Below are 16856 nucleotides of genomic sequence, written 5' to 3'. Positions count from 1 at the left end.
GATGTTCCGTCTGGCTCTCGCCAACGCGCTCGCGCACCGGTCCCGGCTCGCGCTGACCTGGCTGGCCGTCGCGCTCGGTGTCGCGTTCGCCGCCGGCAGCCTCGTGCTCACCGACACCAGCAGTCGACTGCTCGACGAGCAGTTCCGCGCCACCGCCGCCGGCGTCGACCTCACCGTCCGGGGTGCGGCCGCCTTCGACGCCGCGATGGGGGTCGAGGTGCAGCGCGACCCGCTACCGGTCGGCCTCGCCGACCGCATCGCTGCCACCCCCGGTGTCGACCGGGTCCGGGCGGTGGTCTCGGGTCCAGGGCAGCTGCAGGTCGACGGGCAGTCCGTGGGACTGGCGGGGCCGACCATCCTCGCCTCCTGGGCCGAGGCCCCGTTCACCGCCTACAGCCTGCGGGCCGGCCGCGCCCCGGCCGGTGACGGGGAGGTGGTGCTCGACTCGGCGACCGCCGCCGAGCACGGCATCGCTCTCGGCGACACCGTCACCGTGTCGGCGACCGCCAGCCGGCAGCTGCGCGTGGTCGGCCTGACCGGCGTCGGGGACGGCGACGGCTTGGCCAACAGCACGGTGGCGCTGGTCGACCTGCCCACCGCGCAGGCGCTGCTCGACCTCGGCGCCGGAGTCACCTCGCTCGACGTGCTCGCCGCCGACGACGTCGCCGTGACCGATCTGCGCGGCGATCTGGCCTCCGCCCTCGGCGAGGACTACGCCGTGGCCAACGCCCAGGACGCCGCCGCCGCCAGCGCCGACGCCGCCAAGGAGAGCATCGACTACCTGCGCATCGTGCTGCTGGCGCTGGCCGCCGCCGGTCTCGTCGTCGGCGGGTTCCTGATCGCCAACACCTTCGGCATCGTGCTCACCCAGCGCGCCGGGGAGCTGGCGCTGCTCCGTGCCGCCGGAGGCACCGGCCGGCAGGTGTTCGCCTCCGTGCTCGGTGAGGCGCTGCTGGTCGGCGTCACCGGCGCCGCGGGCGGCACCGCCGCCGGAGTCGGCGCCGCCTACGCCCTGCGGGGGCTGGCCTCCGGCGTCGGATTGGCGCTGCCCGACGGCCCGCTGACCGTCACCGCCCGCACGATCGTCGTCGGGCTGGCCGCCGGCACGGTGATCACGCTGATGGCCGTGCTGGGTCCGGCCCGACGGGCTGCCCGCACCGCGCCGGTGGAGGCCATGCGTAGCTCCGACCCCGTGCCGACGACCCCCCGACGCGGCCGGCTGATCGCCGGCTGGGCGGCCTCCGCACTCAGTCTGGCGGGCCTGCTTGCCGCCGCGCTGCTGCGCGACATCGCCGGCGTCGCGCTGGGCGCGGTGCTGCTGCTGTTCGGCCTGATCGTGCTGAGCCCCGTGCTGACGCCGCGGCTCGCGCTCGCGGTCGGCCGGCCGCTCACCGGCCTCGGCGTGCCCGGCCAGCTGGCCCGGGAGTCCGTGGTGCGCAACCCGCGGCGTACCGCAGCCACCGCGATGGCCCTGGCGCTGAGCCTGGCGCTGATCGGCTTCGTCACGGTGCTCGGCAGCTCGGTGAAGGCCATCGGAGCGACCACCGGTGAGGCGATCACCGCCGACCTGCTGGTGCAGAGCAGCCGCGACGAGATGCTCGGCGGACTGTCCCCGCAGATCGCCGCCCGCGTCGCCGCCCTGCCCGAGGTCGCCACCGTCTCCGCGGTCCGCTACGGCCACTGGCTCGACGCCGGCACGACCAGCGCGCTCACCGCGGTCGACCCGGCCACCCTGCCCCGTGTCGCCGACATCGACATGACCGCCGGCGACCTGGCCGCCCTCACCGACGGCGGCATAGTGCTCGCCGACAGCGTTGCTGCCGAGCGCGGCCTGTCCGTCGGCGACACTCTCGCGCTGACCCTCCCGCGCGAGGGTGACCAGCGGCTGCGGATGGTCGGGCTGATGGCCGACGACTCCGCCCGCGCGCTGTCCACCAGCTACGTCATCTCCCTGGACACCTACGCCGCCCACTTCAGCGAGAACGTCGACGCCACCGTCTACGTCGCCCTCGCCGACGGCACGGACCCGGCCCACGCGCGGACGGCGCTGCGCACAGCGGTCGCCGACTTCCCCAACGCCGAGGTGCTCGACCAGGCCGAGGCCGCGGCCGGTCGGGCCGCCGCCGTGGACCAGGTGCTCGGTCTGATCACCGTGCTGCTCGGGTTCGCCGTGCTGATCGCGCTGCTGGGCATCACCAACACCCTGGCGCTGTCCATCGTCGAGCGGACCCGCGAGATCGGCCTGTTGCGCGCGGTCGGCATGACCCGCGGGCAGCTGGCCGGCATGGTCCGCGCCGAGGCGGCGCTGATCGCCGCCGTCGCCGCGGTCGTGGGCGTCGGTCTGGGTCTCGGTCTGGCCGCGGCCACCCTGGCCGGGTTGTCCGGGGACAACCCGTTTGTCATGGAGGTCCCCGTGGTCAGGCTGCTCGCCGTCACCGCCGCGGCGGTGCTCGCCGGCCTGGCCGCCGGTCTGCTGCCCGCCCGCAGGGCCGCGAGGCTCGACGTGCTCACCGCCATCGCCACCCGCTGACCACCGGGAGCCGGGCCCGGCTCCACGGGCCCGGGGGGGGGGGGGGGGGGGGGCGGGCGGGGGCGCCCCCCCGCCCCCCCCCCCCCCCCCCCCCCCCCCCCCCCCCCCCACCACACCCCCCACCCCCCCCCCCCCCCCCCCCCGCCCGCGGCCCCCCCCCCCCCCCCCGCCCGCCCCGCGCCCGCCCCCCCCCCCCCCCCCCCCCCCCCCCACCGCTGGGTGAGTGACGGGGCTCGAACCCGCGAGTGAAGCCGGTCCCGGGCCTGGTGGCCCGGTGACGCCGCAGGATGCCGGGCTTCTCGGGCGTCCCCGATCGTCCCCGATCGTCCCTGACCGGCCTTCATCGTCCTCGTTGCCCCCCAATCTGCCCCCCACATTGGCTGGCCTGTCGGCCCGACCCGTCGGTTGGCGATTGCGGTGCCCGCACGACGCCGGACAGGTGCGGGTATGACCGACGAACAGCTCGCCGCCGTCCGCTGCTACACGTCAGCCGAGGTGGTTCAGATGCTCAACATGAAGAAGAAGTGGCTCAAGGACCTGGTGCGCGACCGCCGGGTCCCGCACCAGCGCACCGGTGCGACGAAGGGGGTGTGGTTCACCGCCGAAGTCGTCTCGAAGATCGGCGAGATGCTGCCGGAGCTGATGTCGCGTCGCCAGATGAACACCGAGGCCGGGCTGCGCGGACGGCGAGCGGCACGGCGGCATGGCAACGGTGACGGTGCAGGCAGAGGTCTCGGCTCAGAAGGTGGCGAGCGGGCGCAGCTGGCAGCGCACCAGCGCAGGCCCGATCGTCCGACGGTCTGAAGCCGCGAGGTCGGGAGTGCGCACCCCTCCCGGCTACGGCCTCGGCGGAGTGCTCGACGACCTTCGCAGGGGGCGTAGGGAAAAGACAGCCTCGACGGGTAGGTCGAAGAAGTCGGCGATGCGCATTGCCAGTGGCAGCGAGGGGTTGAACTCCTGGCGCTCCAGGTAGCCGATCGTCTGAGGGTGTACGCCGACACCATCCGCCAGTTCCCTACGGCTGATCCCTCGCTCAGCCCGCAGCTCCGCTATGCGGTCGTGCACGCGCTTGTCGCCATTCCTGCGAGCGGAGCCGTTCAAGCCTCATCCGTAGCAGCGACGGGGGGGGGGGGGCAGGGTGTGGGACGTTCTAGGCCCCTCTGAAGGGGAGCCGCCGGCCCGCCGGGGCAGCACCAACGCTGTACCGGCTACCCGATAGTACCACTCGTTTTCTTGAGCAGACTGAACGGAAGGTATCCTGGTGGCTATGGATCCAGCTAACAGCTCCGAAGGGGTCAGGTCGGGCCGTGATGCTGTGAGGACGCGTCGCAGTCTGCTGGATGCGGCGGCTGCGGTTCTCGCCGAGGACGCCACTGCAACATCGCTGGCCACGATCGCCGCACGGGCTGGGGTGACCAAGGGTGCTCTCACGCACCACTTCGCCTCTCGGGAGGCTCTCTTCGAGGCGCTTGCCGCAGACTCGGTCGAGAGGTTTCGCAGGCGGGTCCTCGATCGGGTGGACCTCTCGGAGAACCGGCCGGGCAAGCTGCTGCGTGCTTACGTCAACGTGCTCTGTGACGACGTCTCCAGCCCCGACGGGACTGCCACTGCCGACGACGAGTACTGGAGCATCAGCCTGGCACTGCACGGCAGCCCGGGGGTCGCCCGCATCTTCGCGGAGGACACGGAGTGGTGGACAGAGAACCTCACGTCTGACGGGCTCGATCCCGACCGTGTGCGGCTGGTCAGCCTGGCGGTCGACGGGCTGGCGGCCCTCGCTGTGGTCAATGCCGAGCACGCCAGATCCGTGGCCGATGCCGTGAGGGCGCAACTGCTGGACCTGGCCGACGAGGACACGGGGGAGCAGTAGAGCCGCGGGAGGTCGGCGTCCGTCATGCGGGTCGCATGACGGACGCCGACCCTCAGCTGTCGTCGGTGAGCTGGGTCTGCGACGCCGGCACCACCTTCCACGCCACCGCGCCGGCGACGACGAGCAGCACGGCTGCGATCACTGACGTGATCTGCATCGAGTGGCTGAAGGCGTCCTGGGCCGCGGTGAGCAGTCGGTTGTCGCCGCCATTCATGAGAGCGGAGGTGCCGAACGCCAGGGATTCGCTGACTGCGTCCCGTGCGGACGCGGTGAGGCCGGAGAGGTCCGGCAGGAAAGCGCGATACACGATGGTGTGCAGCGTGCCCAGCAGGGCGATGCCCAGGGCGATGCCCAACTCGTAGGACATTTCCGAGATGGCCGACGCCGCACCGGAGCGCTGCGGTGGGACGGCCCCGAGGACGGCGTCGGTCGCGGTGGTGAAGGTGACCCCGAAGCCCAGCCCGACGATGACCAGGCCGAGTGCCAGGCCTGCGTAGCTCGTTCCGCCCTCGGCCACGGCCAGCACAACCAGGCCGGAAGCGGCCACGAACAGGGACGCGCCCAGCGTGCGGCCCAAGCCCAGACGGCTCACCAGTGGCGCGATGATCACGATCACCACCACCGCTGCGATGGTGAGCGGGAGCTCGCGGATGCCGGCCTGGAGGGGGGAGTAGCCCTTGACCAGCTGGAGGTACTGGGAGAAGAAGAACAACAGGCCGCTGAACGCGAAGACGGCGAGGAGGCTCGCCACGACAGTGCCGGTGAATGCCGGACGGGCGAAGAGGCTGACGTCGACCAGTGGCGAGGGGTGTCGCCGCTGACGGCGGACGAACAGCGTGAGGACGACCGCTCCCAGGATCGCCGAGGCGATGCCGAGGACATCAATGCCGTCCTGAGCGGTGTGCTTGACCGCCCACACCAGTGACACGATCCCCACGAGCGACATCACGGCGCCGCCCAGATCGAAGGTTCCTGGGCGGGGGTTGCGGGACTCGGGGACGAAGAGCGCGACCACGACCAGCACGGCGGCCATCACCGGCAGGTTGATGAGGAAGACCGAGCCCCACCAGAAGTGCTCCAGCAGGACGCCGCCGACCAGCGGGCCCAGCGCGGCTCCGCCGGTGCCACCGGCCGCCCAGATGGCGATGGCACGGGTACGGAGACGGGGCTCGGGAAACAGGTTGCGGACCAGGGAAAGGGTCGAGGGCATCAGGGTGGCGCCGGCGACCCCGAGCAGGACGCGGGCGACGATCAGCCAGCCGGCGCCCGGGGCGAAGGCAGCGAGGAGCGAGGCCAGGCCGAAGCCGGTGGCCCCGATGAGCAGCAGCTTCTTGCGGCCGATGCGGTCGGCCAGTGTGCCCATGGTGATCAGCAGGCCGGCCAGCGCGAAGGAGTAGGCGTCGCCGATCCACAGCAGCTGCGTCGACGTCACGTTGAGATCGGCCGTGAGTGCGGGTGCGGCCAGGGCTAGAACGGTTCCGTCGACGGCCAGCAGGGTGACGGCCAGGGTCAGCCCGGCCAAGGCGGCCCAGCGCCGGGCCCCTCCGCCTGCGGTCGGATCGGCCGCCTGCCCGCTAGGGATGGAGGCGGGGGTCGAGGAAGGGGAGCTGCTCACGCTCCGACTGTACATACCAAACGGTACGCACAGCCAACCATGTGGACGGAGTCACACGCGAGTCAGGTCGCGGCGGACTGTCGTGGGTTAGCCGGCGATGCGGAGCGCCTCGACCAGGCCTCGGTACATCTCATCGGCGCCCAAGAGTTCTTGGTGCGTGCCGGTCGCGCGGATCCGACCGTCCTCCATGAGGTGGATCTGGTCGGCGTCGAGCACCGTGGAGAGCCGGTGCGCGATGGTGACGACAGCTCCGTGCCGGGCCACCTGACGGATGACCTCCTGGATCGCTGCCTCGGTCAACCCGTCCAGCTGAGCGGTGGCCTCGTCGAGGAGCAGGATCGCCGGTGGGCGGACGATGGCACGGGCCAGTGCGAGGCGCTGACGTTCCCCGCCGGACAGCGTGGTGTCGCTCACCGGGTGGTCGAGCCCGCGGTCCAGTCGCGCGACGGTGTCGCTGAGCTGGACCGCCGACAGCGCCGCCCAGGCTTCGTCGTCGGCCGCGTCGGGGTGGCGGAACAGCACGTTGTCCCGCACGGTCCCGGTCAGCAGCGGGGACTCCTGCTCCACGTAGGCGATCCGGGAACGGACGGCGCCGATGCTCAGCTGGTCGAACGGAACTCCCTCCATGGTCAAGGAGCCGCGGTCCGGTGCGATGAAGCGCAGCATCAGTGACATGACGGTGCTCTTGCCGGCGCCGGACGGTCCGACGAGAGCGATGTGCCCGGTCCGGGGCACGGTGAGGGAAAGGTCGTAGACGGCGGTGCGCGACCGGCCGGGGTAGGTCACGCTCGCGCCGTCGAGTGTCAGGATCGGCCCGTTGTCAGCGGTGGTGCCCGTTCGCGCCGGCACGTCGTCGCCCGCCGTCACGTCCTCGATCCGGATGTCCTCCACCTCGCGGATCCGCGCAGCGGCGGCCATTCCGGCCTGCAGCTGCGTGACGTTCATGGTGAGTTCGCTGATCGGGTCGACGGTCTGGAAGGCGTACAGGAGCAGGGCTACGAGGGTGGAGACGGCCAGCGCGCCGGTGCTCACCCGCCAGGCGCCGAGGGTGAGGATGCCGATGATCACCAACTGGATGCCGCTTCCGGCAATCGTCCAGGCGATGGCCGAAATGCGGACGCCTCGGATGCTGTGCTCCGCCGATGCGCGGGCCTCGGTGATGACCCGCTCGCTCTCCCGCGTCTCTGCACCGCTGGACTTGACGGTCCGCAACGCTCGGAGCCCGGTTTCCAGCACGCCGCCCAGGCGACCCACCGACGCCTGCGCGCTCCGCTCCGCCTCGGTGATGCGTGGCATGAGTAGCGCGACGACGATCCCGATGACCAGGACCCCGACGGCGACGGCCGACAGCAGCACGAGGTCCAGGACGCCCATGAGGACCACCGCACCGATCAGGGTGACGGCGCTGTTGGCGATGCCGACGAGGCTCCCCGAGGCAGCCTCGCGCAACAGGACCGTGTCACTGGTCACCCTGGTGACGAGCTCGCCGGCGGACCGTTCGCGCAAGGTTGGGACGACGGCGCTGAAGAAGCGGCGCACCAGCGACGTCCGGGCATCCAGCACGATCTGCTCGGCGACGCGTCCGAGGAGCGTCCACTGGGACAGGCCGAGGAGTGAGCCGACGAGCAGAAGCCCGAGAAGGAGGGCGATGGGTGGGAGCAGGTCCTGCGGCGCGCCGAGGTTGTCCAGCACTTGCTTGGTGACCAGTGGCGTGGCGAGGGCGGCAGCCGAAGCGCCGAAACCCAGTACGAGGGCGCCGAGCAGCGTCCGTCGGTGAGGCCTGACGAACGTCCACAGGACGCGGGCATTCTCCCAGCGGTACGGCTGGTCGGTGGTGGGCGCAGACACGAGCGGCTCTCAGTCGTGGTGCGGTCAGAGGGGCGGGCGGCGGGGCTCACAACCGGGAGGCCGCATGGCGGACGGGCCGGCCGAGGGCGGAGCGGGTGACATTCCGAACGATACTTAGAGCCTACCGATCGTACTGCTATCCTCTTCGTGGATCATTCGCGCTCGGGCAGAGGTGGGGGAGATGCGGGGCCGCGTCAGCGGGTCGGTCGGTCGGCGTAGCCGCCGGTTGCCGCTGCCGTGGTGTCGTTCGTGAGCGTGCGCACCGTCGGCCGACGCCATCCGGGCCGCATGATCGCCTTCGGATTCGCCGTGGCCGTCGCTGCCGGCACCGGGCTGCTCTCCTTGCCTGTCGCCACCGCCGGGCCGGGGCGGGCTGATGTCCTCGCCGCCCTCTTCCAGGCCACCTCGGCGGTGAGCCTCACCGGTCTGGTCACCGTGGACACCGGCACCTACTGGTCAGGCTTCGGTCAGGCAGTGCTCCTCCTCCTGATCCAGGCCGGTGGGCTCGGCATCATGACGGTGGCCAGCCTGCTCGTGCTGCTCCTGTCCCAGCGCCTGGGACTGCGGGCCCGATTGGTCGCCCAGGCCGAGACGAAATCGCTCTCCGCGTCCGAGGTCCGACGCGTCATCCGCAACGTGGTGCTCTTCAGCCTCGCCTCCGAGGTACTGGTGGCCGTCGTGCTGGCGGTCCGCTTCGCGACCGAGTACGCCGAACCACTCCCGTCCGCTGCCTACTCCGGCGTGTTCCACGCCATCTCGTCGTTCAACAACGCCGGATTCGCTCTCAACGCCGACAGCATCGTGCAGTACGTGGCCGACCCGTGGATCAGCCTGACCATGGCCGTCGCGGTCATCGTCGGCGGGCTGGGCTTCCCGGTGGTGTTCGAGCTGGCCCGCTCGTGGCGTCGGCCGGGCACGTGGTCGGTGCTGACCCGCGTCACCGTGGTCGTGACGGTCGCCCTGCTCGTGATCGGGACGCTCGGCTACCTGGCCGCCGAGGCGCGCAACCCCGCCACGCTGGGTCCGCTGTGCCCGGGCGCCACGGTGATGGCCGCATTCGTCGCCGCGGTGGTGCCGCGCAGTGCGGGGTTCAACAACGTCGACATCGCCGCGCTGCAGCCGGAGACGCTACTCCTCACGGACACGCTGATGTTCATCGGCGGCGGGTCTGCCGGCACGGCGGGCGGGATCAAGGTGACCACGTTCGGGCTCCTGGCGTACGTGCTCTGGGCCGAACTGCGTGGTGACGCTGATGTCGAGGTCGGTCGACGCCGGGTCCCGGGCACCAACCAACGACAGGCTCTGGCCGTGGCTCTGCTCGGCATGGGGCTGGTGATCCTGGCTGCCCTGACGCTGGAGGCGCTCACGCACGTCGCCCTCGACCGGGCGCTGTTCGAGGCGGTGTCTGCGGTCGCCACCGTCGGCCTGTCGACCGGCATCACCGCCGACCTGCCACCTGCCGCGCAACTCGTGGTGGTGCTGCTCATGTTCATCGGCCGGATCGGCCCGCTCACCCTGGCCTCGGCCCTCGCCCTCCGCGAGCGCGGCCGCCGCTTCCAGCTGCCCGAGGAGAGGATCATCGTTGGCTAGTCGCAAGGACCCGGTCGCCGTCATCGGGCTGGGCCGCTTCGGCACCGCCATAGCGCTGGAGCTGACCCGCAGCGGCACCGAGGTGCTGGCCGTCGACAGCCGCCCGCACGTCGTGCAGCGACTGTCCGGGCAGCTGAGCCACGCCGTCGTCGCCGACGCCACCGATCTGGAGACCCTCAACGAGCTGGGCCTCGGCGAGTTCCGCCGCGTCGTGGTCGCCATCGGCACCGGCGTGGAGGCCAGCATCCTCGCCACCTCGCTGTTGGCGGAACTCGGCGTCCCGCACATCTGGGCCAAGGCGCTCAGTGCCCAGCACGGCAAGATCCTCGAGCGCATCGGTGCCCGCCACGTCGTCTTCCCGGAGCACGAGATGGGGGAACGGGTGGCCCACGTGGTCTCCGGTCGCCTGCTGGACTGGGTCTGGCTGGACGAGGAGTGGGCGCTCGCCACCACCAAACCGCCGCGCGAGCTGGTGGGAGTGCCGCTGGGGCAGTCCGGGTTGCGCAAGAAGCACCGTGTCACCGTTGTCTCGGTCAAGCCCGAGCTCGGCGGCGGTTACACCCACGCGGCCACCGACACCGTGCTCACCTACGGCTGCGAGATCGTCGTCGCCGGCCGTCCGACCGACGTCGAGCGGTTCGTGGACCTGCAGTGAGGTCGGCCCCGGCACGGGCACCGTCACGGCCGGTCCGCGGGGCCCGCCGGCGGCAGCGAGAAGGTCGACGCCGGCCCTGGCCGTGGCGGCTGCGGGCATCGATTCCTTCGATCGGGATCTGACCACCGGAACCCTGATCGTGAACGCGCGGCTGATCGACGTGTTCGGCTACGACGCGGCCACGCTCGACCGCAGCATCGAGGCGCCGGTACGGACGAAGGCCCTGGTCAGTCGCCTGACCAGGGCCTCCACCGCTGGGGTGAGTGACGGGGCTCGAACCCGCGACACCCAGGATCACAACCTGGTGCTCTACCAGCTGAGCTACACCCACCGTGCATCCGTCCGGGCGCGACGGCCCGGGGGAACGCGCCAACGATACCGGAGCCCCCGCGGCGGCCCGCCGGGGGAGTCGCCGTCGTCAGGCGGCGCCGGCGTCTCCCGCCGACAGCAGCTCGGCGAACGAGCCGATGACCTCGTCGGCGGCCTGCTTGGCCTGCTCGCCGCTGGGCCCGGGTGCGGCCACGAACAGCGTCCGCCGGTAGTACGCCAGCTCCCGTACCGACTCGATGATGTCGGCCAGTGCCCGGTGAGCCAGCCCCTTGGGCGGCTGCGCGAAGTAGACGCGGGGGAACCAGCGGCGGGCCAGCTCCTTCACCGAGGAGACGTCGACCATCCGGTAGTGCAGGTGGTCGTCGAGCTCGGGCATGTCCCGGGCGAGGAAACCACGGTCGGTCCCGATCGAGTTGCCGCACAGCGGGGCGGTGCGCCGGTCGGGGACGAACCGCTTCACGTAGGCCAGGATCTGCTGCTCGGCCTCGGCCAGGGTGAGCGTGGCGGCGCGGACGGCGTCGGTCAGCCCCGACTTCGCGTGCATCTCGGCCACGAAGTCGGTCATGCCGTCGAGGTCGGCGTCGTCGGCGGCGATGATGAGGTCCAGGCCCGGGTCGAGGACGTTCAGCTCGGAGTCGGTGATCAGCACCGCGACCTCGATCAGCTTGTCCTTGGTGAGGTCCAGCCCGGTCATCTCGCAGTCGATCCAGACCAGGTGCCCGCCGTTCTCCGCCACGTCGTCCGACAGTACGCACCGCGCGCCCCGGCCGCCCCGATCACCCCTCGTGTCCACGCGCATCCCAGCCGCCGCGGACGCGCGATCGGAAGGCTCGGAAACGGCGCTGATCACCGTTAGGGTCGCCCGAACGCCCGCCGTCAGAAAGATCCCCGTGTCCTCTGCACCCGCTCCCGTCGCGACGCCCGTGCCACAGGCGCCGGGCACGTTCCGCGCCGGCCTGGCCCACCCGATCGCCCTGCTCCGGTGGTTGTGGACGGCGTACGTGACCCCCGGTCGGCCCGGGCGGCCCACCACCCAGACCGAGCTGCGCTGGGTCTACACCGCGTGGCTGGCGGCCTTCCTGCTGAAGATGCTGGGGTCGTCCTGGGACGTCTCCTGGCACTTCATGTGGCTGCGTGACGACCTGGCCCCGCCGCACCTGCTCAACACGGTGGGCACCGTCGTCGTCGTCGTGCTGGTGCTGTTCCACAGCTACAGCGGGTACGGCGTGGACCGGCGTGCGCTGCGGCTGATGCAGGTGGGCACCGCCACGTTCCTCGTCGCGGTCCCGGTCGACATCGTCAACCACCGGATCAACGGGCTGGACATCACCAGCTGGAGCCCCAGCCACGCGCTCCTGTACCTGGGGACGGCGATCATGCTGGCCGGCGCGCTGCGCGGGTGGTGGCTGTACGCGGCGCCGGGGCGCACCCGCGACCTCGTCTCGCTGGGCCTGTGGCTGTTCTTCGTCGAGAACGTGGTCTTCCCCAACCAGCACCAGGAGTACGGGGTGCTGTCGCTGGAGGCCTACGACGCCGGCCGGACGACGGCCGAGCCGCAGCTGCTGGACTTCGCCGCCTCGCAGGGCCAGTCGCCGGCCATGTTCATGCTCCCGGTGCCGTCGTGGGTGCACCCGGCGTGGCTGATCTGCGCCGGCCTGCTGGCGCTCGTGGTGGCCCGCCGGGTCGTCGCGCTGCGCTGGACGGCGACGGTGATCGCCGTCGTCTACCTCGGCTACCGCGGCGTCATGTGGCTCGGGCTGGTGGCGACGGGCTTCCCGCCGTCGGTGCTCCCGGTGGTGCTCGTCGTGGGCGCGCTGCTCGTCGACGTCGCCGCCGATCGCCGGGTCCCCGGCTGGGTGGCGGGTCCGGCGGTCGCCGCGGCGGTCTACGCCGTCGCCTTCCCGCTGGAGTCGCTGGGCCTGCTCCCGCCCTGGAACTGGTGGTCGGCGCTGCCGGTGGCCGTCGCGTTCGGCGCGTTGTGGGCGGCGGTCGACGTGCTGGCCGCCAGCACCTGGCTGGCGCGGTGGCGCGTCCCGGACGAGCCGGCGGCCGCCGAACCCGTCCCCGCCTGAACCCGCCGGGCCACGCCGAGCGCGACGGGAGAGGTCGCGGCGATGACGTAGCGTCGGTGGCGGCTGCCCCGCGGGGTCGCCGTCGGTGCCCCGCGCCGGGACCCAGCCGACGGATCTCCTGACCGCAGAACCCGACCGCCCGGAGGACGACGTGCTGGTCCTGACCCCGGCGCCGCTGGAGACGGCGGGCGAGCGCGCGTTCTTCGGGGAGCTCGAGCGGTGGGGCACCGGTGGTTCCGTGCGGGCGGCCGTGGTGGCCTCCCTGCCGCTGGTGGACGAGCCGCTGGGCCGCCGGCAGTCCGACGCGGTGCTGCTGGTGCCCGAGGGTCTCGCCGTCATCCGCGTGGTCGAGGTCCCCCGGCAGTCCGGTGTGGTGACGGCGAAGCCCGAAGGCCCGTGGACGATCGCCGCCCCGGGGGACGGGCCCGAGCAGGTGCTGCACCAGGCCGGGGGCGGCTCGACGCCGCTCGACGGGCTCATGCGAGCGGGCATGGACACCGCGGTGAAGCTGCGGCGCGCCGGCCTGCAGCCCGGGCGGATCGCGCGTCTCACCGTCCTGGTCGGCGAGATCACCGGGCTGGTCCCGGCCGACGGCGACCTGGGCGAGGGCGACCTGGTGGCCACGCTGGACCCCCGCTCCCTCCTGCTCGCGTTCGCCCGCGCCGCACGGCACGCCGGGGTCGACAACCCCCGGCTGTGGACCACCGCCGACGTGCGGGCGGCCCTCGCGGCGCTGGAGCTGCCCGGCCGGGGGCCCACGGTCGAGGAGCTCAACGGCGAGGCCTTCCCGTACTCGCCGTACGTCCTCCGCCGCCCCGAGCTGCTGACCCCGGCCGCGATGGCCGCCTCCCCGGCGGTCACCCCGCCGGGCACGCCCGACAGGGAGCCGCGCGACGGCGCCGCCGGCGCGGCGTACGACGGCGATCCGCTGAGCGCCACCGCCGTGGCCCGCGCGGTCGCCGCCTCGGTGGCCTCCGCGCACGCCGCCGCAGTGGCGGCGGCGGCGCCCACGGGCTCCGCGCCGGGCGTCGCCGTGCAGCGGGACACCGTCGAGGTGGGGGGCGCGCCGGCACCGCCGCGTGCCGCCGGGTTCGTCGGCGCCGCGGACGGCGACGCGGGACGCACCGAGCGCGAGGACGACGTCGCGGGACGCACCGTGCCCGAGGACGACGACGCGGCCACCCCGCCCGGGCCCCGCACGGCGGTGCTCCCGGCCGCGCCCCGGGCCGCGGAGCCGCCAGTGCCCCGGGCCGCGGAGCCGCCCGGGCGCCCGCCGCTGTCCCCGGCGTGGGGTGCCACCGCATCCGGTCGGGGCGAGGCGCGGGGGCCGGGCGACCGCCGGCGGGCCGCTGCGCTGATCGCGGCGGTGGTGGCCCTGGTGGCCGTCTGCGCGATCGCCGCCCTGCTGCTCGGCGGCGACGGCTCCGGGGGCGAGGGCGCCGCGGGCGACGACGGGTCGCCGTCCGACGCCGTCGCGGCGGGTCCCACGATCGGCGAGGTGCGGGAGGTGAACGGCACCGCCTACACGGTGGAGGCCGTGCAGGTGGACGACACCTGCGCCGGGCACGCCTACGGGGAAGTGGCCGGCTTCTTCGCCGCGACCGACTGCACCGGGCTCTCCCGGGCGCTCTACTCGGCCGAGATCGGCGGCGCCCCGGTGGTGGTCTCGGTGTCGCGGGTCGCCATGTCCGACCCCGCCGCGGCCCGGGAGCTGCGTGCTCTCACCGACCGCGACGGCAGCGGCAACGTCAACGACCTGCTGCGCGAGGGGGTCACCTACGACGGCGGCCCGGTAGGGCTGCGGTCGGCGGAGTACGCCAGCGCGGTGTCGGGGTCGACCGTCACCGTGGTCGAGAGCGCGTGGGCCGGTGCGCCGGGGCCGGGTGGTGCGGCGGCGGTGGACAAGGTGGCCTCGGACGGGCTCGCGCTGCCGGTGCCACCTCTCCCGGAGGGCTGAGGTCCTTCCCGGCGCCCGCACCTCAGGTGGTGGCCGCCGCCCAGGCCATCGCGTTGAGGAGTTCGGCCATCGCGGGGCGGGTCAGCCGGCCGGCGCTGTGCGGGGTGGAGTTGATCAGCCCGAAGACGGCGTGCGCGCGGGCCCGGCAGGCGGCCGCCTCGGCGCCCGGGTGCACCCGCGCCAGCACGGCCACCCACACCTCGACGTACCGGCGCTGCAGCCGGCGCACCTGCGCGGCCTCGGCTTCGGGGAGGGAACCGAGGTCCCGGTCGTGCACGACGATCAGCGCCGGGTTGTCCAGCGCGAAGTCGACCTGGAAGTCGATGAGCGCACGCAGCTGGGCGGCGGGGTCGCTGCCCGCGGCCGCCACCCGGTCGCGGCCGCCGTCGGCGAGGCGCGCGCTGATGCGCAGCAGCATCTCGGCGAGCATCGCGTCCTTGCTGGCGAAGTGCCGGTAGATCGCCGGCCCGGTCACCCCGACGGCCGCGCCGACGTCGTCCACCCCCACCGCGCGGGACCCGCGTTCGGCGAACAGCCGGGCGGCCGCCTGCAGGATCTGCTCCCGCCGGGACGGGCGGGCGGCATCGGCGTGCATGGCGGCGTCCTGCGCGGGGGCGCCCGCGCCCAGATCCGTGCCGGCCGACGTCATGCGACGGATGCTAGCCCCGCCGGTGAACTCCGGTTAACCCCACGACGAGTGGGCTGGACCTCACCGTGAACCGTGGTTAACCTCTGCCCCGTGGACGCACCGGTGCTCTCCCACGCCCTGTCGCCCGACCCGGCGGGCGCTGCCCGCAACGCCGCGGCGCACGCGGAGCTCGTCGCCGATCTGGCCGGCCAGCTGCGCGCGGTGGCTCTCGGCGGCGGCGAGCGGGCCCGCGAGCGGCACACCGCTCGCGGGAAGCTGCTGCCCCGCGAGCGGGTCGACGCGCTGCTCGACCCGGGGAGCCCCTTCCTCGAGCTGTCGCCGCTGGCCGCGCACGGCCTCTACGGCGGCGAGGCGCCGGCGGCGGGGATCATCACGGGTATCGGCCGCATCTCCGGCCGCGAGTGCGTCGTCGTCGCCAACGACGCCACCGTCAAGGGCGGCACCTACTACCCGATGACGGTGAAGAAGCACCTGCGCGCCCAGGAGGTGGCGCTGCACAACCGGCTGCCGTGCATCTACCTGGTCGACTCCGGCGGCGCCTTCCTCCCGATGCAGGACGAGGTCTTCCCCGACCGCGAGCACTTCGGCCGGATCTTCTACAACCAGGCGAACCTCTCCAAGGCCGGCATCGCCCAGATCGCGGCGGTGATGGGCTCCTGCACCGCCGGGGGCGCGTACGTGCCCGCGATGAGCGACGAGGCGGTGATCGTCCGCGAGCAGGGCACGATCTTCCTGGGCGGCCCGCCGCTGGTGAAGGCCGCGACCGGCGAGGTGGTCACCGCCGAGGAGCTCGGCGGGGGAGACCTGCACAGCCGGGTCAGCGGGGTCACCGACCACCTGGCCGACGACGACGCGCACGCCCTGCAGATCGTCCGGCAGATCGTGTCCACCCTCGGGCCGCGGGAGCCCCGGCCGTGGGACCTGGAGCCGGTCGAGGAGCCGCAGCACCCGCCGGAGTCGATCTACGAGGTGGTGCCGCCGGATCCGCGCACCCCCTACGACGTCCGCGAGGTCATCGCCCGGCTGGTCGACGGCAGCCGGTTCGCCGAGTTCAAGCCGCTCTACGGGCAGACGCTGGTCACCGGCTTCGCCCGGCTGCACGGGCACCCCGTCGGGATCGTCGCCAACAACGGCGTGCTCTTCGCCGAGTCGGCACTCAAGGGCGCGCACTTCATCGAGCTGTGCGACCGCCGGAAGATCCCGCTGCTGTTCCTGCAGAACATCACCGGCTTCATGGTCGGCCGCGACTACGAGGCCGGCGGCATCGCCAAGCACGGCGCCAAGATGGTCACCGCCGTCGCCTGCGCCCGGGTGCCGAAGCTGACCGTGGTCATCGGCGGCTCGTTCGGAGCCGGCAACTACTCGATGTGCGGCCGGGCGTACTCGCCCCGCTTCCTGTTCACCTGGCCCAACGCCCGCATCTCGGTGATGGGCGGGGAGCAGGCGGCGTCGGTGCTGGCGACGGTCCGCCGGGACGGCATCGAGGCCCGCGGGGAGGAGTGGCCGGCCGAGGAGGAGGAGGCGTTCAAGGCGCCGATCCGCGACCAGTACGAGTCCCAGGGCCACCCCTACTACGCCACGGCGCGGCTCTGGGACGACGGCGTCATCGACCCCGCCCAGACCCGCACCGTGCTCGGCCTCGCCCTGTCCGCCTGCGCCAACGCGCCGCTCGAGGACGTCGGCTACGGCGTCTTCCGGATGTGACCGGCGTGAACCCCGGCACCGAGTTCCCCTGGTTCG

General features: G+C 73.0%; 13 protein-coding genes and 1 tRNA gene. 8 read left to right on the top strand and 6 right to left on the bottom strand.

Translation table 11 applies throughout. The annotated features are described in order from the left end of the window. The first annotated feature begins 1 nt into the window (after position 1). Together ACI8AP_RS02480 and ACI8AP_RS02475 are read left to right on the top strand one after the other, a co-directional pair. Complete coding sequence (locus ACI8AP_RS02480) at positions 2–2530, top strand: FtsX-like permease family protein (protein ID WP_456587739.1); 2529 nt, start codon at positions 2–4, stop codon at positions 2528–2530. 447 nt (positions 2531–2977) lie between these two features. Then, positions 2978–3334 carry a hypothetical protein gene (locus ACI8AP_RS02475; protein ID WP_456587738.1) on the top strand — a complete coding sequence of 119 codons (357 nt, stop codon included), beginning with the start codon at positions 2978–2980 and terminating at the stop codon, positions 3332–3334. A gap of 33 nt (positions 3335–3367) precedes the next feature. Here ACI8AP_RS02475 and ACI8AP_RS02470 read toward each other — a convergent pair whose 3' ends face one another. Further along, positions 3368–3595, bottom strand: a complete 228-nt coding sequence (locus ACI8AP_RS02470; RefSeq protein WP_456587812.1) for a helix-turn-helix transcriptional regulator — start codon at positions 3593–3595, stop codon at positions 3368–3370. Positions 3596–3797: 202 nt separating this feature from the next. Here ACI8AP_RS02470 and ACI8AP_RS02465 point away from each other — a divergent pair, with 202 nt between their 5' ends. Then, entirely contained in the window at positions 3798–4400 is a 603-nt protein-coding gene (locus ACI8AP_RS02465) for a TetR/AcrR family transcriptional regulator (protein ID WP_456587737.1), read from the top strand. Between the two features lie 52 nt (positions 4401–4452). Here ACI8AP_RS02465 and ACI8AP_RS02460 read toward each other — a convergent pair whose 3' ends face one another. Together ACI8AP_RS02460 and ACI8AP_RS02455 are read right to left on the bottom strand one after the other, a co-directional pair. Next, on the bottom strand, positions 4453–6015 hold the full coding sequence (locus ACI8AP_RS02460) for an MFS transporter (protein WP_456587736.1): 1563 nt from the start codon (positions 6013–6015) through the stop codon (positions 4453–4455). 87 nt (positions 6016–6102) lie between these two features. Continuing rightward, positions 6103–7863: an ABC transporter ATP-binding protein gene (locus ACI8AP_RS02455; RefSeq protein ID WP_456587735.1), complete on the bottom strand. Its 1761-nt coding sequence runs from the start codon at positions 7861–7863 to the stop codon at positions 6103–6105. 249 nt (positions 7864–8112) lie between these two features. Here ACI8AP_RS02455 and ACI8AP_RS02450 point away from each other — a divergent pair, with 249 nt between their 5' ends. Both ACI8AP_RS02450 and ACI8AP_RS02445 read left to right on the top strand, forming a co-directional pair. Beyond that, on the top strand, positions 8113–9453 hold the full coding sequence (locus ACI8AP_RS02450; RefSeq protein WP_456587734.1) for a TrkH family potassium uptake protein: 1341 nt from the start codon (positions 8113–8115) through the stop codon (positions 9451–9453). Next, a complete protein-coding gene (locus ACI8AP_RS02445; RefSeq protein WP_456587733.1) occupies positions 9446–10108 on the top strand; it encodes a potassium channel family protein in 663 nt (220 codons plus the stop codon). The genes ACI8AP_RS02450 and ACI8AP_RS02445 overlap by 8 nt, the downstream gene beginning before the upstream one ends. A 255-nt stretch (positions 10109–10363) precedes the next feature. On the opposite strand, the gene ACI8AP_RS02440 is transcribed toward ACI8AP_RS02445, so the two are convergent. Together ACI8AP_RS02440 and orn are read right to left on the bottom strand one after the other, a co-directional pair. Beyond that, a tRNA-His gene (locus ACI8AP_RS02440) sits at positions 10364–10439 on the bottom strand. Positions 10440–10526: 87 nt separating this feature from the next. Then, positions 10527–11174: an oligoribonuclease gene (gene orn, locus ACI8AP_RS02435; protein WP_456587732.1), complete on the bottom strand. Its 648-nt coding sequence runs from the start codon at positions 11172–11174 to the stop codon at positions 10527–10529. A 187-nt stretch (positions 11175–11361) separates the two neighbouring features. Between orn and ACI8AP_RS02430 the strand changes: the two genes are divergently transcribed. Next, positions 11362–12510 (top strand): hypothetical protein, encoded by a 1149-nt coding sequence (locus tag ACI8AP_RS02430; protein ID WP_456587731.1) that lies wholly within the window; start codon positions 11362–11364, stop codon positions 12508–12510. Between the two features lie 151 nt (positions 12511–12661). Then, positions 12662–14467, top strand: coding sequence for a hypothetical protein (locus ACI8AP_RS02425; protein WP_456587730.1), 1806 nt, complete (start codon positions 12662–12664; stop codon positions 14465–14467). 22 nt (positions 14468–14489) lie between these two features. Here the strand turns inward: ACI8AP_RS02425 and ACI8AP_RS02420 are convergent, their stop codons facing one another. After that, positions 14490–15116, bottom strand: a complete 627-nt coding sequence (locus ACI8AP_RS02420) for an SACE_7040 family transcriptional regulator (RefSeq protein WP_456587729.1) — start codon at positions 15114–15116, stop codon at positions 14490–14492. A 90-nt stretch (positions 15117–15206) separates the two neighbouring features. On the opposite strand from ACI8AP_RS02420, the gene ACI8AP_RS02415 reads away from it, so the two are divergent. Beyond that, positions 15207–16820: a carboxyl transferase domain-containing protein gene (locus ACI8AP_RS02415; RefSeq protein WP_456587728.1), complete on the top strand. Its 1614-nt coding sequence runs from the start codon at positions 15207–15209 to the stop codon at positions 16818–16820. The last annotated feature ends 36 nt before the right edge of the window (positions 16821–16856 follow it).

It is taken from the genome of Blastococcus sp. SYSU DS1021, from assembly GCF_054050995.1.
The sequence above is the reverse complement of the archived record's forward strand: the minus strand, read 5'-3'. Positions and strand labels throughout refer to the sequence as shown.